The sequence below is a fragment of the Streptomyces flavovariabilis genome, from assembly GCF_000725785.1.
Lineage (GTDB): Bacteria > Actinomycetota > Actinomycetes > Streptomycetales > Streptomycetaceae > Streptomyces > Streptomyces hawaiiensis.
Genome location: NZ_JNXD01000044.1, coordinates 1 through 21,557 on the forward strand (window position 1 = coordinate 1; position 21,557 = coordinate 21,557).

The 21,557-nt window shown below is 69.3% G+C and carries 16 protein-coding genes and 4 pseudogenes; 10 read left to right on the forward strand and 10 right to left on the reverse strand.

Translation table 11 applies throughout. The annotated features are described in order from the left end of the window. Nucleotides 1–327: 327 nt before the first annotated feature. The 4 genes from IO24_RS0139010 to IO24_RS0139025 form a co-directional block, all read right to left on the reverse strand. On the reverse strand, nt 328–1,389 hold the full coding sequence (locus IO24_RS0139010; protein WP_031144464.1) for a PucR family transcriptional regulator: 1,062 nt from the start codon (nt 1,387–1,389) through the stop codon (nt 328–330). A gap of 109 nt (nt 1,390–1,498) precedes the next feature. Continuing rightward, on the reverse strand, nt 1,499–2,797 hold the full coding sequence (locus tag IO24_RS0139015; protein ID WP_031144467.1) for a hypothetical protein: 1,299 nt from the start codon (nt 2,795–2,797) through the stop codon (nt 1,499–1,501). A gap of 193 nt (nt 2,798–2,990) precedes the next feature. Continuing rightward, the gene (locus IO24_RS0139020; RefSeq protein WP_031144468.1) at nt 2,991–4,523 is read right to left on the reverse strand and encodes a flotillin family protein; all 1,533 of its coding nucleotides are present in this window, start codon (nt 4,521–4,523) and stop codon (nt 2,991–2,993) included. 104 nt (nt 4,524–4,627) lie between these two features. Beyond that, nucleotides 4,628–5,143, reverse strand: coding sequence for a hypothetical protein (locus tag IO24_RS0139025; RefSeq protein WP_031144470.1), 516 nt, complete (start codon nt 5,141–5,143; stop codon nt 4,628–4,630). Between the two features lie 360 nt (nt 5,144–5,503). On the opposite strand from IO24_RS0139025, the gene IO24_RS0139030 reads away from it, so the two are divergent. The 5 genes and pseudogenes from IO24_RS0139030 to IO24_RS44025 all read left to right on the forward strand — a co-directional run. Further along, entirely contained in the window at nt 5,504–7,456 is a 1,953-nt protein-coding gene (locus IO24_RS0139030; protein ID WP_244310232.1) for an NAD(P)-binding protein, read from the forward strand. A 170-nt stretch (nt 7,457–7,626) separates the two neighbouring features. Then, nucleotides 7,627–7,872: pseudogene (locus tag IO24_RS44020) on the forward strand (IS5-like element IS4811 family transposase); the annotation flags it as partial. Between the two features lie 384 nt (nt 7,873–8,256). Next, the gene (locus IO24_RS0139040; protein WP_045297287.1) at nt 8,257–9,270 is read left to right on the forward strand and encodes a LysR family transcriptional regulator; all 1,014 of its coding nucleotides are present in this window, start codon (nt 8,257–8,259) and stop codon (nt 9,268–9,270) included. A gap of 4 nt (nt 9,271–9,274) precedes the next feature. Continuing rightward, nucleotides 9,275–9,487: pseudogene (locus IO24_RS0139045) on the forward strand (cation:proton antiporter); the annotation flags it as partial. A 24-nt stretch (nt 9,488–9,511) separates the two neighbouring features. Further along, nucleotides 9,512–9,664: pseudogene (locus tag IO24_RS44025) on the forward strand (helix-turn-helix domain-containing protein); the annotation flags it as partial. 17 nt (nt 9,665–9,681) lie between these two features. Here IO24_RS44025 and IO24_RS0139055 read toward each other — a convergent pair. Beyond that, complete coding sequence (locus IO24_RS0139055; RefSeq protein ID WP_031144478.1) at nt 9,682–10,242, reverse strand: DM13 domain-containing protein; 561 nt, start codon at nt 10,240–10,242, stop codon at nt 9,682–9,684. Nucleotides 10,243–10,698: 456 nt separating this feature from the next. Here IO24_RS0139055 and IO24_RS0139060 point away from each other — a divergent pair, with 456 nt between their 5' ends. After that, nucleotides 10,699–12,231 carry an alanine/glycine:cation symporter family protein gene (locus tag IO24_RS0139060; RefSeq protein ID WP_031144480.1) on the forward strand — a complete coding sequence of 511 codons (1,533 nt, stop codon included), beginning with the start codon at nt 10,699–10,701 and terminating at the stop codon, nt 12,229–12,231. 80 nt (nt 12,232–12,311) lie between these two features. Here IO24_RS0139060 and IO24_RS0139065 read toward each other — a convergent pair whose 3' ends face one another. After that, a complete protein-coding gene (locus IO24_RS0139065; protein ID WP_031144482.1) occupies nt 12,312–13,580 on the reverse strand; it encodes a cation:proton antiporter in 1,269 nt (422 codons plus the stop codon). Nucleotides 13,581–13,830: 250 nt separating this feature from the next. Here IO24_RS0139065 and nhaA point away from each other — a divergent pair, with 250 nt between their 5' ends. Then, the gene (gene nhaA / locus IO24_RS0139070; RefSeq protein WP_031144484.1) at nt 13,831–15,126 is read left to right on the forward strand and encodes a Na+/H+ antiporter NhaA; all 1,296 of its coding nucleotides are present in this window, start codon (nt 13,831–13,833) and stop codon (nt 15,124–15,126) included. Nucleotides 15,127–15,305: 179 nt separating this feature from the next. On the opposite strand, the gene IO24_RS0139075 is transcribed toward nhaA, so the two are convergent. Together IO24_RS0139075 and IO24_RS0139080 are read right to left on the reverse strand one after the other, a co-directional pair. Beyond that, entirely contained in the window at nt 15,306–16,394 is a 1,089-nt protein-coding gene (locus tag IO24_RS0139075; RefSeq protein WP_031144486.1) for an SPFH domain-containing protein, read from the reverse strand. A 28-nt stretch (nt 16,395–16,422) separates the two neighbouring features. Continuing rightward, complete coding sequence (locus IO24_RS0139080; protein WP_031144495.1) at nt 16,423–16,860, reverse strand: NfeD family protein; 438 nt, start codon at nt 16,858–16,860, stop codon at nt 16,423–16,425. A 60-nt stretch (nt 16,861–16,920) separates the two neighbouring features. Here IO24_RS0139080 and IO24_RS44030 point away from each other — a divergent pair. Next, nucleotides 16,921–17,563: pseudogene (locus IO24_RS44030) on the forward strand (alanine:cation symporter family protein); the annotation flags it as partial. 108 nt (nt 17,564–17,671) lie between these two features. On the opposite strand, the gene IO24_RS0139090 reads toward IO24_RS44030, so the two are convergent. Then, entirely contained in the window at nt 17,672–18,121 is a 450-nt protein-coding gene (locus IO24_RS0139090; protein ID WP_051906030.1) for a hypothetical protein, read from the reverse strand. A 296-nt stretch (nt 18,122–18,417) separates the two neighbouring features. Between IO24_RS0139090 and IO24_RS0139095 the strand changes: the two genes are divergently transcribed. Both IO24_RS0139095 and IO24_RS46970 read left to right on the forward strand, forming a co-directional pair. After that, nucleotides 18,418–19,671, forward strand: coding sequence for a cation:proton antiporter (locus IO24_RS0139095; protein WP_045297292.1), 1,254 nt, complete (start codon nt 18,418–18,420; stop codon nt 19,669–19,671). 434 nt (nt 19,672–20,105) lie between these two features. Further along, a complete protein-coding gene (locus IO24_RS46970) occupies nt 20,106–20,303 on the forward strand; it encodes a hypothetical protein (RefSeq protein WP_031144491.1) in 198 nt (65 codons plus the stop codon). 117 nt (nt 20,304–20,420) lie between these two features. Here the strand turns inward: IO24_RS46970 and IO24_RS46975 are convergent, their stop codons facing one another. Beyond that, the gene (locus IO24_RS46975; protein WP_234335401.1) at nt 20,421–21,353 is read right to left on the reverse strand and encodes a hypothetical protein; all 933 of its coding nucleotides are present in this window, start codon (nt 21,351–21,353) and stop codon (nt 20,421–20,423) included. Between the last annotated feature and the right edge of the window lie 204 nt (nt 21,354–21,557).

The following is a 21,557-nucleotide window of genomic DNA, read 5'->3' on the forward strand; positions in this document are numbered from 1 at the left end:
CCCGCCGGAACAGTGTCCACAACTCGTCCGGCACCAACCGCTCCAGCAGATCCGTCATGCACGGCACAACGAGCGATCACGCCATCAGAAACGACGTCTAAGCGAGATTGGGCTAAACCTGACAGCCGCGCGTAGACGGCCCCGCTGTGGGTCGTCGGGCTGTTGGCGGTGTTTTCCGGGGTGGCCTGGTTCGTTGTCGGACGGCTTGAGCCGGCGGGGCGGACGCCACGCGTGGGTACGCGGCTGAGCCGACCCGGGAGCGATCGGCGTGCCGTCGGGACGTGGCGCGCGGACACCGTCGGGTCCGGCCCGAGACGGTCACCCAGGTCAGACCTCGTTGCCGGGCCAGCCCAGCAACCGGGCGCCGATGACGGCGGTCTGCAGGGTGTAGCGGTGAACGGGGTCGGCCGGGTTGGTGCCGGTGAGCTTGTGGATACGTTCCAGGCGGTAGGTCAGGGCCCGCACGCTCAGGCGCAGGCGGCGGGCCGCCTCGGCCGCGATGCATCCGGAGTCGAAGTACGCGGTGAGGGTGTCGAGGAGGGGCTGGGCGCCACCGCGTGCGGCCTGGAGCGGGCCGAGGGCGTTGTGTACGAGGTCGGCCATGGCCTGCCGGTCGCGGGTGAGGACGGGGTAGACGAGCAGGTCGGCGGAGCGGAGCACCGGCTCCTCGAGTTCCAGGCGGTCCGCCAGGTCGAGGGCGTTGAGGGCCTCCTCGTAGGAGTGGACGACCCCGCCGGCGCCAGCGTGGGCCCGGCCGAGGGCGGCCCGGCCGCCGTCGGTGGCCGCGTGCGCCTGCTTGGCGAAGAACGCGAGCACGTCGTCCTGGTCGCCGGGCGCGATGCAGACCAGGCGGCCGTCCTTGGTCGTGAGCAGGATGCGGCGCTCTCCGAACCGGGCGACCAGGGCGCTCTCCACCTGCCGGGTCGCCGGGTGCGTGTCGTCGACCGGCGTGGCGCCCTGGGCGACGGCGACCGCGTGGGCGCGGGAGAGGAGCAGGCCGAAGCGTTCCGCCCGTTCGGCCAGGCGGCCCAGGTCACTTCGGCCGTAGAGCAGGTCGTCGATGAACTCCCGCCGTGCGGCCTCTTCCTGCCTCACCGCGAGTTTCTGGGACCGTTCGTATCCTTCGGCGAAGGCGTCCACCGCCTGCTCCACGGCGGCGAGCACACGGTCGGCCCCGGCGGGTGACAGGGCGGGCGAGAGCTCGCGGGCCGCGGAGAGATGCCGGCGGACCAGAAGACGCAGTCCCAGGCCCGCCTCCGCGGCGCGTTCTCCCCGGGCACGCAGGGACTCCAGCTCGTTCCGGGTGAGGCGGCGGCCCGTGGCACAGACGTCGGCCAGGATCCCGGCATAACCCTCCAGGTACTCGTCGGGTATGGCTGACCGCGTCACGCGACCTCCTCGATGTTGTTGCTCCGCCGGCGTTTCCCACGCACAGCAGACCAGAGTGACAGACGTCCGACCGAACCCCCTTCGCACCTCACCCAGTGCCGCCCGCACGTCATGGCTGACCCCGGCCCAGCAGGGCAGCGAAGTAGTCGCGCTCCCGATGGTCGTCGAGGTTCACACGCTCGTACGGATACCGCGGCCACAGCGGACGGCCGCCGATCCAGGGCACGACAGTGGGCGCACTGTCCCACCAGCCGCGCAGCTCCAGGGTGCCGACCGGCGGCGGCATGCCCTGCCAGGGGTGTTTAGGATCGCCGGGCGGGTTGACCTCCAGGGAGGCTTCCGGCATGTCCTCGGGGCCGCCGTGAGCGGGAAACAGGACGAGGACCAGCCCGTCGTCGAAGCCCGGCAGAAGGACGTAGCGCTTGGGCACGGGAGCGGGCGCTCGGGCAGCGCGGTGCAACGCCTTCACCACAGGCACCGCCCGCAGCGCCAGCAGCCCGAACCGAAGCGCGTAGCCCGCGGACAGGATTCCGGCGAGCAACGGGATGTAGTTCTGGAGGTCCCTCGCCCAGAGCCACCACAGCAGCAGCATCACCGCGGCGAACGCCGCGCTGACCGCAGCAGGCCGTACCTTCGAGATCTCCAGCAGCACGCGCACCCGCCACCAGGGCACGGCCCGGACATCGGGCCCGTTGCGCGCAAGATGTCCGTCCGTGCCGGGACGGCTGAAACGTCGGGCTGCTTCGGCCAGTTCCGCGTATGACAGGTCCAACTCATGGGCCTGATCTGCCGACTCGAGCACGGTGAGGTGCGGCTGGGGTGGTGCCGGTCTGGCCAGCAGCCCGTGCCGGACGGCGGCTTCCACGTCGCGGCGACGCACGTGGTCGGATCGCGTGGGGCGCACCCGGACCAGATGCTTCCCGCCCGGTGGCGCGATGACCCCACCGGTTCGTGGGTCTCCGGCCCACCACAGCACCCCCCGGGGTTCGGGGTTGGCCAGGTGGTAGCGCGGCGCCACGGTGCGCGCGGACAGCGGAATCAGAGTTCCATCCGCCGGATGGCGCAGCACCACCCGTGGTGGCCCCTGGCTCGGCGGGATGGCGACCGCACTGCAGGCCATCCATGCATGGGCGGCCACGGCACGCCGGATACGGCGGGAGTTCACGAGCGCGGCCACCCCGACGGCGCCGGCGACGGGACCGCATCCGACACAGAACACGGCGAGTGCGCGGAGCCAGCCGATGCTGGCCTCGTCCGCGCCCGGACCGACGGCCAGCCCGACGACGACGGCCGTGATCCCGGTACCGAGCCAGCACCAGGCCCGCCGACGGTGGCCGACGACCGCGCGCGCGGTCGCGCGGAGGGCGAGAGCGGTCGTCATGTGCGTGCGGGGGTGCGTGTCAGGCATACGGGCGCCGTCTCTTCACTACGTCTCCTGGTTCGGAGGTGTTGCGCTGGGCGTGCTCGGGAGGGCTTCGGTGCAGAACCGCAGGAGGAGCCGGTAGCCGCTGAATGGACCGGCAGCGCCGTCTGCCGCAATGGCCCAAGGGCGGGGCCCGGCGGCTCGTTGCCGCGCGGGCCCTTGTGCCGGTTGCCTGCTCTCAGCCGATCTGGATCTTTCCGTTGGCCTCGGCGGTGGACGGCGCGGTCGAGGGCTGGACGTCGCCATTGCGCTGAGTGATGCTCTTCAGCAGCTCGGCGAGGTCGACTCCCGTGGTCGAGCTGAGAAGTTCGACGCCCTGGGCCACGTTGTCGGCGACGGTGCGAGAGAGCTGGCTCGCGCCGTCGGTGGAGATGACCGTCATCTTGTCCACCGCGCTGAGCGGCTCGGACGCCTTCGCGACCACCTGCGGCAGCACCTCGACGAGCATCTGCAGCACGGCCGCGTCGCCGTACTGGGAGAAGGCGTCGGCCTTCTTCCGCATCGCCTCGGCCTCGGCCTCACCCTTCGCGCCGATCGCCGCCGCTTCGGCCTCGCCCTCCAGCCGCACCGCCTCGGCGATCGCCGCACGCCGGGACCGCTCGGCCTCGCCCTGCTTGAGGCCCTCGATCGCGTGCGCCTCGGCCAGCGCGCTGCGCTGCTGCTTCTCGCCCTCACCCGTGAGCCGGGACCGCTCGGCCTCCGCCTGCGCGGCGGCGATGCCGGCCGCCTTGTCCGCCTCGGCCTGCTTCACGCGGGCCACGCGCTTGGCCTCCGCCTCCTGCTCGGCGGCGTAGCGCTGGGCGTCGGCGGGCTTGCGGACCTGAGTGTCGAGCTGACGGTCGGTCAGTTCGGCCTGCCGCTCGGCGACCTTCTCCTGCTGGACGAGGATCTCCTGCTGCCGGGCAGCCTCCGCCAGCGGGCCGGCGGCCGCAGCCCGGGCCGCGGCCTCGTCCGTCTCGGCCTTGATCTCGGCCTGCTTGAGGTAGAAGGTCCGCTGGGCGATCGCGATCTCCTCCTCGGCCTTCAGCCGCGCCTGCTCGGCCGCGCGCCTGGCGACCGCCTCGGCGATGTCGGCCTCCTGCTTCGCGCGGGCGGCCTCGGGCCGGCCGAGGTCCTCCAGATAGGAGCCCTCGGTGGTGATGTCCTGGATCTGGAACGCGTCCAGCACCAGCCCCTGCCCGGACAGGCTTGCCTCCGCCTCTTCCGCCACCTGTCCGGCGAACGCGGCCCGGTCGCGGATGATGTCCTCCACCGACATCCGGCCCACAATGGCGCGCAGCGCGCCGGAGAGCACCTCCTGAGTGAAGCCGACGATGCCGTCCTGCTGCATCAGGAACCGCTGGGCGGCGGCGCGGATGGCGTCCTCGCCACCGCCGACCTTGACGATGGCGACGCCCTCCAGGTTGGCCTTCACCCCGCGCAGCGTGACCGCGCCGCGCACCGCGACGGGAATGTGCCGCGAGGACAGGTCGAGGGTGAACCTCTGCTGCACGAACGGCACGACGAACACGCCACCGCCGACCACGACCTTCTGTCCGCTGTTGTCGGTGAAGACCCGCCCGGTCTCCGGGTCGGTGGCCTTCTTGCCGCGCCGCCCGGTGACGATGAACGCCTCGCTGGGGCCAGCGACCTTGTACCGGCTGACGACGACCAGCGCGAGCAGCACGAGGAGTACGAAGACTCCTCCCACCGCGATGGCAACAGAACTCATGGTGATGTCCCCTCAGCCCTCCCAGAGGACGGCATTCGGTAAAGGATGTGTGGATGAGAACGGCACCTCGGCCGGGTACCGGAAAGGAGGACCGTTTCGCCGGGTCAGCGTTCGACGGGACGTACGGACACCGCCGACTGCGACAGCGCCTGCTCGACCCAGACGTCAACTCCGCGGGTCACGGCAACCGAACTCTTGGCTGCGAACTTCCTCGGCTGCCCGGCCACGTGCACCAGCACCTCGCCGTAGCCCTCGGCGGGGATCGCGGTCACCACCGAGCCGGACGCGCCGATCAAGTCGGCGTCACGCGGAGCGGCGCCTGAGGAGTCACGAATCAGAGCCCGGCTCAGGCGGTAGGCGAACCAGCCGGTGAGGACACCGGCCGGCACCCCGATCACCGTCGCCCCAACCGGGCCCAGCCCGGTTGCCCCCATGACGATCGCCCCGGAGAAACCGAACATGGACAAGAACCCGGCGATCACCGGCAGCGACAGCAGCCCATCGAGCAGGCCGTCCACCACGGCGACTCCGTCGAGCAGTCCTTCGAGTACGCCGTCAAGAACGAACGACAGGGCAAGGAGGACGACCCCCGCTATGCCGAGCCCGAGAAACCAGGCCATCCGCGCACACCGCCTCTCCTTGCCCTTCCCCCGTTGTCGCAGGCATCGTCACACGCGAACACCGGGCGAGACATTGCCTGATTCCGGCAATCTTTACGCGGCTTTAATGCCGCACCCCGAACAGTCGGACGGTCGGCGGGCGAAGCCGTGCCGATGCTCTGTGACGCCGCGTCAGGAACCTGTACCGTTCCCAGCGGTGTGCCGGGAAGTCTGGTCGGCGATCTTGACGGAAGAAGGCGGAGAAGCTTCGCCGAACGGGGGTCCCGACGTGGTGCTCATGACGGTCTTCAGAGTCGTCCTCAGTGCGGTACGCGCCCCTGCGCGGCTCCTCCTCCGCCTGAGCCGGGGGTGCCGTACGGCATGATCACACTGCCTCAGCCCATGCCTGGTGTGCCGCGTCCGGGCCACATGATCGTGTGCGGCGACGCCGCGCTCGCCGAGCGGCTGGCCGCCGAGCTCGCCACGGTCTACCGGGAGCGGGTCACTCTGGTCGTACCGCCCTCGCAGCGGCCCGGCGCCACCGGCGGAAGGGCGCGCGCCGCCGCGCTGCTCGGCCGGATACAGGCCGCCATGAACCGCACGGAGGACTCGGCCGATTCGGGCGCGACCGGCACAGCCCGCATCGTCGAGACCGCCGTCCTCGACGAAGCCGCCCTGGCTGAGCTGGGCGTGCGTGAGGCCGCCGCGCTGGCCCTCGTGCATGACGACGACGAGACCAACATCCACGCCGCGCTGGCCGCCCGCCGTCTCAACCCCCGGCTGCGCCTGGTCATCCGGCTCTACAACCGCAAGCTCGGACAGCACCTGGAAGAACTCCTCGACCAGGCCGCCACCCTCGCCGTCCCCGGCCTGGACCCCGAGGCCCTGGACACCTCCACCACCGTCCTGTCGGACGCCGACACCGCGGCACCCGCACTCGCGGCCACCGCCGTCGCGGGCACCAGCAAGGTCGTCCAGGCCGACGGCCTGCTGCTGCGCGCCGTGGAACGCACTCCACCCGGCCATGGCCGGGTCGCCGATCCAGGCCTGTGCACCCTGGCCCTGCTGTCGTCGACCACCAACGACCCGGCCGGAGCAGAAGGTTCGGACGCCAGCGGCCGGGAGGCACCGATTCTGCTCCCGGACGACGACACGGTCGCGGGCGCCACCGGGCGCGGCACGGTGGTCCTCGAAACGGTCACGCACACAGCTTCCGGTTCCGCACCGCGACGGCTGGCAGGGCGCGGACTGCCGCTCGGCTCCCTGTTCTCGCGCCGGCTGCGCTGGTCACTGGCCGGGCTCCTGGGCTGCGTCCTGGGGGTGGCCATCGCGACTTGGTTGACCACCGGCGACCACCCGCTGCACGCCGCCTACCTCACTCTTCTCGACCTCTTCGCGATCGGTGACCCGGCACTCGACGAGCCCACCGCGCGTCAGGTGCTCCAGCTCCTCGCCGGACTGGCCGGCCTGCTGCTCATGCCCGTCCTGCTCGCGGCTGCCCTGGAGGCGCTGGGTACGTTCCGCACGGCTTCCGCGCTGCGCCGGCCACCCCGCGGCCTGTCCGGCCACGTCGTCCTGGTCGGCCTCGGCAAGGTCGGCACCCGGGTCCTGGCCCGTCTGCGGGAGCTCGACATCCCCGTGGTGTGCGTCGAAGAGGACCCGGAAGCGCGCGGCATCCCACTGGCCCGCCGACTGCGCGTCCCCACCGTCCTCGGCGATGCCACCCAGGAGGGCGTGATGGAGGCCGCAAAAGTCCACCGGGCGCACTCCCTGCTGGCCCTCACCAGCCACGACACCACCAACCTCGAATCCGCCCTGTACGCACGCTCCGTCAAACCGGACCTGCGGGTGGCCCTGCGTCTGTACGACGACGCTTTCGCCACCGCTGTCTACCGCACCCTGCGCACCGCCCACCCGCGCGCCCTCACCCGCAGCCGCAGCGTCTCCACCCTCGCGGCTCCCGCCTTCGCCGGGGCCATGATGGGCCGACAGGTCCTCGGGGCCATACCCGTCGAGCGCCGCGTCCTGCTCTTCGCCGCCCTCGGTGTCGCCGGGCACCCGCAGTTGGAAGGGCGCACCATCGCCGAGTCGTTCCGTCCGGGTAAGTGGCGCGTTGTGGCGCTGGACACCGCCGAACCGGGCGAGCGGCTGCCGGACCTCGCCGCCACACCGGCGCACCACGGTGCCGACCGTCCCGGCGGACTCGTATGGGACCTGCACCCCGGCTATGTCCTACGGCCCGAAGACCGCGTGGTACTCGCCGCGACGCGCCAGGGCCTGGCCGAACTCCTCGGCCGCCAGTCACGGCTCGGGGCGCGAACCACTGACGCCTAGTGCTCCAGACTGGTCTCGATCTTGTGTCGGGCTCGGCTGGGAATGAGTGCGGCCACCGCGTGATCATCCGGGGTTGTGTGACTCATGAAGATCGTGCGGTGGCCGCAGGCCTTGGATGGTGTCCTATATGGTGAGGCGGACCAGTCGCTTGTAGCAGCACAGGGCAGCGCTCCGCCTACGAAGGCGCCCTCGTGACCTGGGCGAAGACCCGTCTCGACGTCACAATCAAGACGGTCCGACGGTCGCCGAACACGTCCGGCTTCATCGTGCTGCCCCGCCGCTGGGTGGTGGAGAGGTCGCTTTCGTGGATCATGAGAGCACGTCGGCACTGCCGGGACCACGAACGGCTGCCGCAGGTCAGTGAAACGCTCATCACGTGGGCGTCCATCACGTTGATGACCCGCCGCCTTACCCGTCACCCGATACGACGACGAGACGCGAGGCTCCCGGTTGCGGCCGCCGCCTGACGCCTCACCACACCGCCTCCGTCCCCATCATTCGACGGTCTTGCTCGGCCGGGACCATGCCAGGCGTCTGAGCGCCCGCCACAACCGGCTCGGCCGTCGGGGACGCCGGGCGTCTGCCGGAGACTCGGTGAACTCCGGTAATGCAGCAACGACGAAGGTCTCCCCCAGGACGGCGAGCGCAAGGCCGTGCGGGGGGCGGGGGTCCGGCTTGGACGCATAGCAATCTGTCATGGAGCCAGCCTCGTCAGCGGTGTGCTGAGGCGTCCAACACCAGTTTCTCCTGCGTTTAGGCAATTCTGTTGTGAATCAAGTCGAGTTGATGAGAATGGAGGCGTGCGCCATGACATCAACCCCAGGCTGTTACGCGCGTTCGTGGCCGTCGCGGAGGAACTGCACTTCACCCGGGCCGCCGCCCGGCTGTTCGTCGCACAGCAGGCGCTCAGCCGGGACATCCGGCGCTTGGAGCAGGCGTGGGGCAGAGCCTTGTTCGACCGGGACACCCGGCACGTCGCCCTCACCCCCGAGGGGAACCGCCTGCTGCCCATCGTGCGCCGCGTCCTGTCCGCCCATGCACAGCTGAGCGAGGAACTGGACCACACACAGGTTTCCGGAAATGCTCGCCCCTTGATCGTGGATGTCGCCCTCCACGGTTCCACCGGTCCTCCAGTACTGGCAGCGGCCCGTGAAGCAGCTCCCGACCTGGAATTCGTCCCCCGATTCCACAGCGGCCTGGCACGAGCAGCGGCCGAGATAGCGGACGGTCGGCTCGATGTCTCATTCGGCCGCATCGCCGGGCTGCCGCCAACTGTCCGCGACGGTCTCGAACACCAACTGATCCGCTACGACCAGCTGGCCGTCCACCTGCCTCCTGACCATCGGCTGACTGCCTTGCCACAGGTGCCGCTGGCAGCGCTGGCAGGCGAAACCGTCTACGCCGCCGCAGGCAATGAAGACACCACCGAGTGGACGGACTACGCGCGCACCCTGTTCGCGGGCCGCGGCATCAAGCTGGCACCGCCCTTCCCGAAGATCGAGGGCGAAGTTGAATTCAGACGAGTCATGGACAAGCACAGCTGGTCGGTTCTGGCCAACATCAACTTTTCCGACGTTCCTGAGATGGCCCTGCGCCCGTTGATCGACCCGGTGCCCCTCGCCCCCGTCTCCATGGTCTGGCGCCGTGGCCTGCGCCACCCGGGAGTGAGCGCTCTGATCGACGCCGCTCAAGCCCTCGGCACAGCCGAGGGTTGGCTCGAACGCCCCTCAGACTCCTGGCTCCCCGACGTTGACATCGCCATCACAACAGACCGAAACAGACTTCAGACAGACCAGCGGCCGTCGAAAATGTGAAACAGGCACTTACTCCGTGGTGTACGGGCTGCTGGTGCTCCAGGCCGGGATCCCGCAGGGCCAGGAGGCGTTCACCCTGATCGCCGTGTGCATCGCCTTCTCGATCGTCGCCCACAGCTCCACCGGTGTGCCGATCGCCCGTCCCTTCAAGGTCGAGGACATCGCCGGCATCCCTGGCGACGAATCGGCTCCCGCCACCGCCCGTGACACCCGCTGAATCGTCAGCCCAGTCCGCTGACTTCGAGGAACCCTCAGCGTGCGGGCCCTGACCTACCGGCTGGAACGCATCCACAAGCTCACCGGCGCCAACCCGGCCGATCCGTCCCACCGCTACATGCTGCAGACCGCGGTGATCGGAGCACGGCTGCTCGACTGGCCTGCACAGGACCTCTGACGCCCCCGCGGACCAGTTCAGGTGCGCGCCAGTTCGGCGGCGCCGAATGACACGTCGAAGCGGTCGCACCAGATGCTCACGCTGGTGTACCGGGACGGGTCGACGTCGGCGGGGACGGCGTAGTTCTGACTCCCCTTGTTGCCCTTGAGCTTGCCGAGGCTGACGTACGCGCCGTCGTTGAAGACGTGCCAGCCGGCCCGCCCCTCCTTCACCGGCGCGTCGGTCAGCCACACGCGCAGATCCGGGCCGTTGCTGGTGTCGAGGTCCTCCAGCCGTACGACATGGGAGCCGTCGGGGAGCCGTACGAGCTTCACACTGCCCGAGGTGGCGTGCTCGTGGCTGATCAATGCGCCGCCCGCCAGTGTCCGGGGCTGGGAAGCCGGGGAAGGCGACGCGGAGGGCGCTCCGGCCGCGGGCGCCGTCGGGGCCACGGCGCTGGGCAGGGCCTCCTGCACGGTCTCGTCCTGCCACAGCTTCCACGGCTGGAACCAGTACAGCCCGAGACCGACGCCTACGACCACTGCCGTCAGCGCGCCGATGACCAGCGGCCTGCCCAGCACCATCCGCACACGTGCCATGCCCTGCCTCATTTCCTGAGAGCTTTCGCAGTTCCCCATTCAACGGGTCGGGAAGGCGTCATGACCCCTGCGAGAGATGACGGAACTCTTACGCCGCCGCCATGGCCAATGTGTATGCACGTTCATCAGCTGTCCGGTGAACGGATCTCCGGCCCCGCATAACGGTCCGATATCGCTCGCTGGCATTTTCGACTGCGACTGTGAGTTATGTGACTTGCCTCACTAAAGACTTGGTAAAGGGTGTGGTAGAACTGCGCAACTCCGCAGGTGGCACCACTCGACGCCACAGTGCGGAGCGGTCGGCATGCACCTGCAGCACGACCCGGGTGATCACTATCCGCATCCACGGACGGCCCACCCAGCGTCGCCGATCGGACAACGGCGTTCGTTCAGAGACCGCACATCGACCGGCGGCACTTCCCCGTGCCCCGGGCTCGCACCATCGAGGTAGCCACTGTGTCACTCGACTCCGTCACCCAGAACGTCGACGAAGCCGTCAGCGATTTCTTCGAACCGATAGCCAAGTGGCTCGGAGACATCGTCTTCTATGCGGTTCCCGTAGGCGGAACGGATCTTCCCCTCATTGTCGCCTGGCTCGTGGTCGCCGGTCTCGTCTTCACCGGCTGGTTCGGGTTCGTGCAGGTCCGCAAGTTCAGACTCGCGCTCGACGTGGTGCGCGGGAAGTACGACGAGAAGGGGTCGGCCGGCGAGGTCAACCACTTCCAGGCCCTGACCGCCGCTGTCTCCGGCACGGTCGGCCTCGGAAACATCGCGGGTGTGGCCGTCGCCGTCTCCATCGGCGGCCCCGGTGCCACGTTCTGGATGATCCTGTGCGGCCTGCTCGGCATGGCCACCAAGTTCGTCGAGGTCACCCTCGGCGTGAAGTACCGCGAGGTGCACGCCGACGGCACGGTCTCCGGCGGCCCGATGCACTACCTCCCCAAGGGCCTCGCAGAGCGCTTCGGCAGCGGCGGCGCCAAGCTCGGCAAGGTGCTCGCCGTCCTCGCCTCGATCATGGTCCTCTTCTTCGGCCTGTTCGGCGGCAACCTGTTCCAGACCAACCAGAGCTACGCGCAGGTCTCCTCGACCTTCGGCGGCGAGGACGGCTTCCTGGCCTCCTCCGCCGGTGCCGTCCTCTTCGGCCTGGTCGTCGCCGCACTGGTCGGCCTGGTGCTGCTCGGCGGCATCCGCTCCATCGCCTCGGTCACCAGCCGTCTCGTGCCCGCGATGGCCGGCATCTACATCGTGGCCTGCCTGGTCGTCATCCTGGGCAACGTCACGCACGTGCCGGACGCCTTCCAGACCATCCTGCGGGGCGCCTTTGAGGCCGACGGCGTCGCCGGCGGTGTGCTCGGTGCCCTGATCATCGGTTTCCAGCGCGCCGCGTTCTCCAACGAGGCCGGCCTCGGCTCCGCTCCGATCGCCCACTCCGCGGTCAAGACCAAGCACCCGGCGAGCGAGGGCCTGGTCGCCCTGCTGGAGCCGTTCATCGACACGGTCGTCATCTGCACCATGACCGCGCTGACCATCGTCATCGCCAACCCGGCCAGCTGGGGCGAGGCCCGCGCCGGCGAGAGCATCGGCGGCGTCACCATCACCTCCGACGCCTTCGAGACCGTACTGCCCTGGTTCCCGGTCGTGCTCACCGTCGCGGTGCTGCTGTTCGCCTTCTCCACGATCCTGACCTGGGGCTACTACGGCCTCAAGGCCTGGTCGTACCTGTTCGGCAAGAGCAAGGCCAGCGAGACCGTCTTCAAGGTCGTCTGGAGCCTGTTCGTGGTCCTGGGCGCCCTGATGTCCCTCGACTCGCTGATCAGCCTGGCCGACTCCGCGCTCTTCCTGCTGTCGGTCTTCAACATCATCGGCCTGTACCTGCTCGCCCCGGTCGTCAAGCGCGAGCTCGGCTCCTTCCTGGAGTTCGTCCGCGCCCGCAAGGCCGGTGAGATCAGCGACGACGAAGACGAGGAGTCGGTGAAGACCACCGTCTGACCGCCCTCCGGCGGCCCGGCTCCTGTACGGGCCCGTGCTCACCTCGCGCCTTGGTGAGTACGGGCCCGTACGCCTGCCGCCTACGACCGGCCGCCGAGCTCCGCCCTGTCACGCCGCCGGTCCAGATGACCGATGGCAGGGCTCGCCATGACCCCGTGCAGCACCACCGAGATCACCACGGTGAGGGCTACGGTCGCCCACAGTTCCTGTTCCAGCCCGCCGAAGGAGTCCTGCCCCAAGGCGTAGGACAGGTAGAACAGCGAGCCGATGCCCCGGATCCCGAACACGGCGACCACGGCACGCTCCTTCTTCCCCATGGTGGTCCGTGCCTGTGCCAGCCACCCGGTCAGCGGCCGTACGACCAGAAGCACGACGATGGCGACCACCGCGCCCATCAGGGTCAAGGCGGATAGGGCGCCGGCCACCAGGTAGCCGCCGAGCAGGAACAGTAGGACGGCCGTGAGCAGCCGCTCGATCTGCTCGGTGAACTCGTGCAGCACCTTGTGATAGCCGTGGCTGCGTTCGGCGGCCCGGATGACGCAGGCGGTCACGAACACGGACAGGAAGCCGTAGCCGTGGAGCACCTCGGCGATGCCGTACGAGAGGAACGTGGCACCCAGCGTCACGAAGCCCTCCATGTGCTCGGACAGCCGCAGCGCGGAGGCGCGCACCCGGAAGAACATCCACCCCAGCAACCAGCCGACCCCACCCCCGACGGCCAGCCCCACAGCGCACTTGCCCAGCAGGTCGGTCAGCGCCCACGAACCGATCCACTCCGCCGACCACCCCGTCCCGGCCGCGGCGGCGAGGGCGATGGCCGCGTAGACGAACGGGAAGGCGAGGCCGTCGTTCAGCCCGGCCTCGCTGGTCAGGGAGAACCGCACCTCGTCCTCGTCGTGCTCGGTGCCGAGCGGCTCGCCCACGCGCACCTCACCGGCCAGCACGGGATCCGTGGGCGCGAGCACGGCCCCCAGCAGCAGAGCGGCAGCGGGCGGCCAGTCGAGCAGCCCCCAGGCCAGCAGGGCGACGACAGCCACCGTCAGCGGCATCGTGATACCCAGCAACCGCCACGTACCGGCCCACCGGCGCCATCCGAAGGGCCGGTCGATGGCGAGCCCCGCGCCCATCAGCGACACGATCACACACACCTCGGTCGTGTGCTCGACCCACAGGCGATCACGAACGGGATCCACGGCCGGCACGCCCACCGGAAGCAACTCGATCAGAACCCCCGCGGCAAGGAAGACCATGGGCAGGGACAACGGCCGCCTGGACACCACCCGGGGCAGCACAGCAGCCCCCAGCGCCCCCAGGCCCAGACAGACGTAGACCACGTCCGACAGCGTCACTGCGACCTCCTGCCCGACGCGATCACTCCCAGGCCACGTGTGTACCCCGTCCGCACCGATGTCTCGCCCGGACACGTCACGAGATCTCTTCCTGCCCGTTTGCGGCGGACGAGACGGGGGTGGGCCGCCGGGCCCGCTGCGGTTAGGGTGTAAAGAACGCGTCAAGAAGGGCGCGGGGTGTGCCGGGAAGTCTGGTCGGCGTCCGTAGGGCCGTATGCCCATTTCGCCGACACCCCGGAGGTTCGCCGCCTTGGCCGCCACCCCGCCCCGCACCCCGTTCCTCGGTCTTCCCTCCTGGCCCGAACGACAGGCAGTGGCACGGGCCCTGCGCACCGAGACGGTGGGCGGCCTCGTCCTGCTGGCCGCCGCGGTGGTCGCACTGGTGTGGGCGAACTCTCCGCTCAGCAGCGCGTACACCACGATCCGCGACTTCCACTTCGGAATACCCGCACTGGGACTGGACCTCTCGGTCGGCCACTGGACCTCCGACGGACTGCTGACCGTCTTCTTCCTGGTCGCCGGGATCGAGCTGAAGCGGGAACTGGTCGTCGGCTCGCTGCGCACCCCGGCGACGGCGGCACTGCCCGTCATCGCCGCCGTGTGCGGCATGGCCGTGCCCGCCGCCTTCTACGCCGTCACGGTCATGGCCGGCGGCGGCAGCATGGACGGCTGGGCCGTGCCGATGGCCACCGACATCGCCTTCGCCCTGGCCGTCCTGGCGGTCATCTCCACCCACCTGCCGACCGCCCTGCGGGCCTTCCTGCTGACGCTCGCGGTGGTCGACGACCTCGGCGCGATCCTGATCATCGCCCTCTTCTTCACCGCGGACCTCAACTACTGGGCGCTGGCGGGGGCGCTTGCCGGGCTGGTCGTCTTCTACGTCCTGCAGCGGCGACGGGTACGGGGCTGGTGGTGGTACGTGCCGCTCGGGGTGGCGATCTGGGCACTGCTCTACAACGGCGGCATCCACGCCACCGTCGCGGGAGTCGCCATCGGCCTGATCCTGCGCACGGTCCGCGACCGGGACGAAAAGGAATCACCCGCGGAACGCACCGGACATCTGCTGCACCCGCTCTCCGCCGGCGTGTGCGTGCCGCTGTTCGCACTGTTCGCCGCCGGGGTCAGCATCTCCGGCGACGCACTGGGCAAGGTGTTCACCACCCCCGAGCCTCTCGGCGTGATCGCCGGGCTGGTCGCGGGCAAGATCCTGGGCATCTTCGCCGGAACCTACCTCGCCGCCCGCTTCACCCGCGCGCGGCTCAATCCGGACCTGGCCTGGGCCGATGTCCTCGCCCTGGCGACCCTGGCCGGAATCGGCTTCACGGTCGCCCTGCTCATCGGCGAGCTGGCCTTCCCCGGCACGGCCGTCGGGGAACACGTCAAGGCCGCCGTCCTGATCGCCTCGCTCACCGCCGCCCTACTTGCCGCCCTGTTCCTGCGCCGCAGGAACACTATCTACCGGCGCCTGTACGAGGAAGAGAACCTCGACGAGGACGCCGACGGCATCCCCGACATCTACCAGCGCACCGGATCGGGTGGCGGATGACCTGGCCACCACCGCGCCGTCACCTGCTCACCGCGGCGGCGGCACTGCTGTTCTGCATCCGCCCACCATGGCCGCCGCGATGCGGCAGGGCGTGCCGAAGCCAGGCTGCGCCGCTACCCTGGGCCCCAGACGCAGGCGGGTTGCCCGCCCGGACATCGGCGCGATGACCGAAGGTGGACTCAACCGCCGGACGTCTGCCCCCGGCGCGGCATCTGGGGCGACTTCGCCGCCTCGGCCTCCGCCTTGGCGTCGCTCACCGCGGCAGCGGCCTGTTTCCCGGCCTCGTCAGCAGCGGCGGCGGCGAGCGAAACCGACCAGCCTGCGTCGAGTTCTGGGGTCCCGCCTTCGGCCGACGTGTGGTCAGCGCCAGCGGCGGCTGCTTCCTGAGGTGGCGCTGTCGACTGGTCGCCGAACGCGGTGGTGACGGTCCGGATCGCCTCGGTCAGCTCCCCCGGGATCACCCAGAACGTGTTGTTGTCGCTCTTCGCCAGGTGCGGGAGCGTCTCCAGGTACTTGTAGGCCAGGATCTTCGCGTCGGCATTGTTGCGATGGACGGCCTGGAAGACGAGCTCCACGGCCTTGGCCTCGCCGTCCGCCCGAAGGATCATGGCCTGCTGCGTGCCCTGCGCCTCGAGGATGTCCTTCTGCTTCGTGCCTTCCGCGGTGAGGATCTTGGCTTGCCGCTCGCCCTCGGCGTGCAGGATGGCGGCGCGCTTGTCGCGCTCGGCCCGCATCTGCTTCTCCATCGCCTCCTTGATGGTGTGCGGTGGGTCGATGGCCTTGATCTCGACGCGGTTGACCCGGATGCCCCACTTGCCGGTGGCGTCGTCGAGGACGGCGCGCAGCCGGGAGTTGATCTCCTCGCGCGAGGTGAGCGTCTCCTCCAGGTCCATGCTGCCGATGACGTTCCGGAGCGTGGTCACGGTGAGCTGATCGATCGCCTGCAGATAGTCGGCGACCTCGTAGGCAGCCGCCCGTGGGTCAGTGATCTGGTAGTAGAGAACGGTGTCGATGTTGACCACGAGGTTGTCCTCGGTGATCACCGGCCGGGGGTCGGACGAATAGACCTGCTCGCGCACGTCGAGTTTGGTGTTGATGCGGTCCGCCACCGGCACTACCAGGTTCAGCCCGGGTTGCAGCGTCCGGCGGTAGCGGCCGAACCGCTCGACGTTGTAGCGGCGCGCCTGCGGGACGATCCGCACGCTGGAGGCCACGAGGAAGACGACGACGATGGCCGCCACCAAGGCGAGGACGACAACTGGTTCCACAGTGCCTCCATGCTGTGCATTCAGCCGTTCACGGAAGAAGCTCGCGAGGGTAGACGATGGCCGTGGCGCCTTCGATCTCCATGACGTCGACCAGCGCTCCCACCGGGATCACGTGGCTCTCGTCGAGCGAGCGGGCCGACCACTCTTCGCCGGACAATCTGACCAGGCCATGGGTCGCGGTGACCTCCTGCATGACCTCGGCCCGCTTGCCGATCAGCGCGTCGCTGCCCTCGTGTGTGAGAGGTTGCTGCTCCATATGCCGCAACGCGATGGGACGAACGAGGACGAGGCCCGCTGCCGCCGCCGCGCCCAGCGCCAGTAGTTGGCCAAGAAGGCCGACGCCTACACCGGCGACCACGGCGGCAACCAGCGCGGCACCGGCCAGCAACCCGAAGACCAGGGTCAGGGTGAAGAACTCCGCGGCACCCAGTGCCGCGGCGGCGAGCAGCCATACGAACCACGGCATCGCATCGCCCTCCTTCTGGGGCCTTCTCCTCCAAGTTACCGCCCGGAGGGCCGGGCAGACATCCTGCTCCTCGGCGGCATCCGCTCCATCGCCAACGTCACCAGCAGGCTCGTGCCCGCCATGGCCGGCGGTACATCGCTGCCTGCCTGGTCGTCGTCCTGGTGCACGTCAGCCAGGTCCCGGCCGCCATCGGCACGACCATCGAGGTCGCCTTCAATCCGGAGGGTGTCGTGGACGGTGTGCTCGGCGCACTGATCATCGGCCTCAAGCGGGCCGTGTTCTCCAACGAGGCAGGTCTGGGCTCCGCGCCGATCGCCCACTCTGCCGTGAAGACCAGGCACGCGGCCAGCGAGGGCCTGGTCGCTCTGCTGGAGCCGTGCATCGACACGGTCGTCATCTGCACGACGCGCGCGCTGACCATCGTCATCGCCAACCCGGCCAGCTGGGCTGCGGCCCGCGAGGACCCCTCCATCGGCGGCGTCACGATCGCCTCCGACGCCTTCGAGACGGTCATGCCCTGGTGCACATCCTGATCGACATGGCCGACGCGGTGCTCTTCATCCTCGCCGTCATCAACATCATCGGCCTGTACCTCCTCACACCGGTCGTCATGCGCGAGCTCAACTCCTTGCTGGAGTTCGTCCGCGCCCGCAACACCGGTGAGACCACGGACGGCGACGAAGACCAGGAGTCGGTGAAGACCCCACCGTCTGCCCCCGGCTGCCCGGCTCCTCGAACGCTCCCGTGCACACCTTGCGCCTTGGTGAGCACGGGCCCGTGCCTCTGCCGGCTGCACCGTCGCATAAGCGCTCTACCGCTTGGTGACGAGCGGTGATGCGGGTCGTGCCGGGGCCGGGGCGGCAGGCCCCGTGGGGACTTGGTCCAGGACATCGTCCGACTGCGTGGAGAGCATATCCCCGGGCTTGTTGACACCGCTGCCGGAGCCCCCGGAGAGCTGGGACATCGCTCCCAGGACCACGGCGATCGCCGTAGCCAGCCCGAGGACTCGGCCGATGAGCTGGCGTCTGGCTCGGGCATCCATGTCCTGCCACGCCGGCCCCCGCCACGGGTCCTCCGGGTCGTACAACTCGCCGACAGCCTCGATCTGTCCCTGCCCGGCCTGCCGCTGAGAGGCATCACGGTCGCCTGCTCGAAGCCGCTCGGCCCGGTCCATCCGTTCCTGTGCGGACGGCTCCTTGGGAGCGGATTCACCGATGGCCCGTTCGCTGTCCCGGAGGAACTGCTGCCAGTACTCGTCCATACCCAGCGCCCGCCTTGTGCACATCCTGTGGATATCAGCGAGGCGGGACCACTCACCTCACCCAACTGCGATCGACCGTACCGCTTCCACGATCACCTCTCCACGAACCGGAGTTGGTTGCTTGCCGCGGAAGCCGCAGGCGGTACGCTTCCGCGTCCCGGCAGGATTCCCCGGCTATGGCTGCCGTCAGGGCCCCCTGTCAATGGTGCGTCAGGAATGTGTAGGGTCATGGGCGGTGTGCCGGGAAGCCTGGTCGGCGATTCAGGGAAGTGCTCTGTCGCTGATCGGGGTTGTCCGTGGTACTTGTCGCTGTCTTCGGTGTGGCACTGCTGATCGCGGTACTGCTGTCCGGGCTCGCCGCCCGCACGGTGCTGTCCACCTCTTTTCTCTTCCTGGTCGGCGGAGCCCTGGTCAGTGACGGGTTCCTGGGCTTGATCCACATCACGCCGGACAGTGAGATCGTGGCCACGACGGCGGACCTGGCGCTGTTCGCGGTGCTGTTCACGGACGGTCAGCACGTCTCGTTCTCCAAACTGCGCGCCAACTGGCGCAACCCCGCCCGCGCTCTGGGGCTGGGCATGCCGCTGGCCTTCGTGTTCATGGCGCTCGTCACGCACTTTCTGGTCGGTCTGGACTGGACGACGTCGTTCCTGGTCGGCGCGGTCCTGGCACCGACTGATCCCGTGTTCGCCTCGGCGATCGTGGGCCGCAAGGAAGTGCCCGCCAAACTGCGTGAGTTGCTAAACGTGGAGAGCGGCATCAACGACGGTCTCGCCCTGCCGATCGTCCTCATTCTGATCGCGGCGGCGGGCCCGACGGCTGGCACCGCGGAAGCGTCGCTGGGGAAGATCGCCCTGGAGCTTCTGCTCGGCCTCCTCTTCGGCGTCCTGCTTCCCCTCCTCGTCAACGGCCTCGTCCGCTTCCGGCTGCTGGGCGCGGAACCGAAGCTGCAGCCCCTGCTGCCGCTGGCCACCGGAATCATCCTGTACGCAACCTGTCACCTCACGCACGCCAACCCCTACCTGGCCGCCTTCTCCGCCGGCGCGGTACTGGTCGCGGTGTCTCCGGAGGCGAAGGAAGCCTTCGAGCCGCTGGGCGAGGCACTGGCGGAACTGGCGAAGTTCGCCGCGCTGCTGGTCTTCGGCGCGCTGCTGACACCGCAACTGTTCGGGGACCTCTCTCTGGGCGGGTATGCAGCGGTGGTGCTGGCGATCGTGCTGATCCGGCCCGCATCCATGCTGATCTCCCTGATCGGCACGCACTTCAACCGCCGGGAGAAGCTGACCGCCGCCTGGTTCGGACCGAAGGGCTTCGCCTCGGTGGTCTATGGCCTGTTGGTGCTGCAGTCCGGCATTCCGCAGGCCGAGGAGGCCTACACGCTGATCGCGGTGTGCATCGCGTTCTCGATCATCGCGCACAGCTCCACGGACGTGCCGATCGCCCGCATGTTCGATGTGGAGGATCTGGTCGGCATCCCCAGCGACGAAGAGACCAGCCGGAAGCCAGATGCGGTGGTGGCCGGACGCCGAGACACGGCCGACGATGCTTGACCTGAGCGCTTGATACTCCGCTTGTCGGCCAGGGCCGGGCGAGGCGCAGCGTTCGCTGAACGGTGACCCAGCATCACCGGCACACCACGGCCTACCAGTCGGCAGCCGGTTTGTCGTCGCGGCGCTCAGGGGCAGCGCCGACGGCCGGGTGAGGTGCCTCAGTTGTGTCCGCCGACGGTCGGTAACCCCAGTCCTCGGCGTTGACCGGGCCGCCGCAGACGTAGTCGTAGTCTTGCGGCTGCCGCCAGTGACGGGATCGGGAGGGCAGGAACCGGCCGGAAGCCAGGGCGTACAGCCACGCCCTCATCATGACCACGTCGCCCAGGGTGTCGGGGACCGCTGCTCGCGGCCGGAAAAGGCCCAGCGGTGGTGGCGGCCCGGGCGGGCGGGTGACACGGCAGGCTGTAACCGCTGCGCCCGGACGAGGAGGTTGTATGGACTGGCTGGTCACACTGCTTCGCGACGCAAAAGCCGATATCTCCCCACAGGGTGTCGATGTCGTGCCCGGTGGCGGCTTCGAGGCGATGGTCGAGCGGGGAGAGACCGAGCACTACGCGTCGATCGCGGCCGACCGGCTCACCGAGACGATCCGCGCAACCCTCGCGCAGGACGACGTGGTTCTCACCGCCTGAGCCGCGTCCTTGCCCGTCGCCAGGGCGACCAGCTCCCACCGCAGCCGTTGGCGAAATACCGCCGGAGGAACGTGCAATCCGTTGGCGGCGCCGCGCGAGGGCGCCCCCGCACTTCCCTCATTCCGCCGGGCTCTCCTTGCACAGCCGGCACAGGTAGTCGGCGGCCCGGGTGTTGCGCCGACGCGGCGACTCGTACAGCACGCCGCGCATGTGGCCGGCGTACGGGCGGCAGGACGCCCCGGAGCACGGCGGGCACATGGTGACGTAGCCCGCCCTGGTGTTGCGCCTCCAGCTGCCCCAGACCGGGCCCTGAGCGCCGCAGGAGCAGAGCCGGGCCCGGCCGAGCAGTTCCGTCTCCCGCTGTTGCCAGCGGTCCATCAGTTCGACGTAGGCCCGGGGCAGGAGCCAGGTCTCCCCGGACCAGGTCAGCAGCTGCAGTGGCCGGGTGCTGGCGATGTTCTGCGACGTCTCGTAGGAGGCCGAACTTCTCAATGCCCGAATCCGCAAAGCCTGCCAATGGTGGAGAGTTGGAGCCGATTCGTATTCCGGATCCACAGCTGGAGGGAATCGAGGCGAGTGCCGGTGCCGGCTGCTGGCCGCGATGAGCTCCTCCCACGACAGATCGCCCGGCAATCCGTTGGCTCCGATCACCTTCCAGGCGTCGTTCCACTCTTCGTAGGGGCGCCTGTCCTGGGCTTTGTGGCGGGCTTGGTTGAACATCCACGACACCAACTGGCGCCGCCAGTCGGGATGGCTCCACTCCTCCGGGTCGCGGTCCGGGATGTCGCGGAACGGGGGCAGTTGCACGTCGAGGACGTCGCCTGGATCTAGGCGCAGCTCCGCGAACGCGTGGCCGGCGCGGCGGATGTCCCGCTCGTCATACGTCCAGCGCGCCTTGTGCTTGTAGCAGCGCAGAGCTATGTCACCGAAGAAGACGTGACCGTGCAGTCGCAGGCCAGGCATGAGGAGCTCGCCAGGGTCCAGCGGCACCGTAGCGCTCTGCGTCAGGTCCGCGAAGAGGGAGCGCGCGTACTCCCGGCTGATGGGCATGAGCGGATGGTGGCAGTGGGGTCTGACATCGCTTGCCACAGACCCGTACGCACGTTTGCATTTCCGGGCTTTCATTCGAAAGCGGAGACGGTTACGGCGTCTGGCCTTAGACGTTGTTTCACTTGGTGAGTCGGCGGTAGCTGATGAGGGCTGCGGCGATGCCGACGAAGGCCAGGAAGTGTTCGGCCTTTCGCTCGTAGCGGC

Bases quoted from the DNA above. Each gene is read 5' to 3' on its own strand.
- IO24_RS0139015 (WP_031144467.1), bottom strand. From the start codon at position 2,797: ATGCCTGACACGCACCCCCGCACGCACATGACGACCGCTCTCGCCCTC.
- IO24_RS0139020 (WP_031144468.1), bottom strand. From the start codon at position 4,523: ATGAGTTCTGTTGCCATCGCGGTGGGAGGAGTCTTCGTACTCCTCGTG.
- IO24_RS0139025 (WP_031144470.1), bottom strand. From the start codon at position 5,143: ATGGCCTGGTTTCTCGGGCTCGGCATAGCGGGGGTCGTCCTCCTTGCC.
- IO24_RS0139030 (WP_244310232.1), top strand. From the start codon at position 5,504: ATGATCACACTGCCTCAGCCCATGCCTGGTGTGCCGCGTCCGGGCCAC.
- IO24_RS0139055 (WP_031144478.1), bottom strand. From the start codon at position 10,242: ATGGCACGTGTGCGGATGGTGCTGGGCAGGCCGCTGGTCATCGGCGCG.
- IO24_RS0139080 (WP_031144495.1), bottom strand. From the start codon at position 16,860: ATGCCGTGGTTCGTATGGCTGCTCGCCGCCGCGGCACTGGGTGCCGCG.
- IO24_RS0139090 (WP_051906030.1), bottom strand. From the start codon at position 18,121: ATGGACGAGTACTGGCAGCAGTTCCTCCGGGACAGCGAACGGGCCATC.
- IO24_RS46970 (WP_031144491.1), top strand. From the start codon at position 20,106: ATGGACTGGCTGGTCACACTGCTTCGCGACGCAAAAGCCGATATCTCC.
- IO24_RS46975 (WP_234335401.1), bottom strand. From the start codon at position 21,353: ATGCCCATCAGCCGGGAGTACGCGCGCTCCCTCTTCGCGGACCTGACG.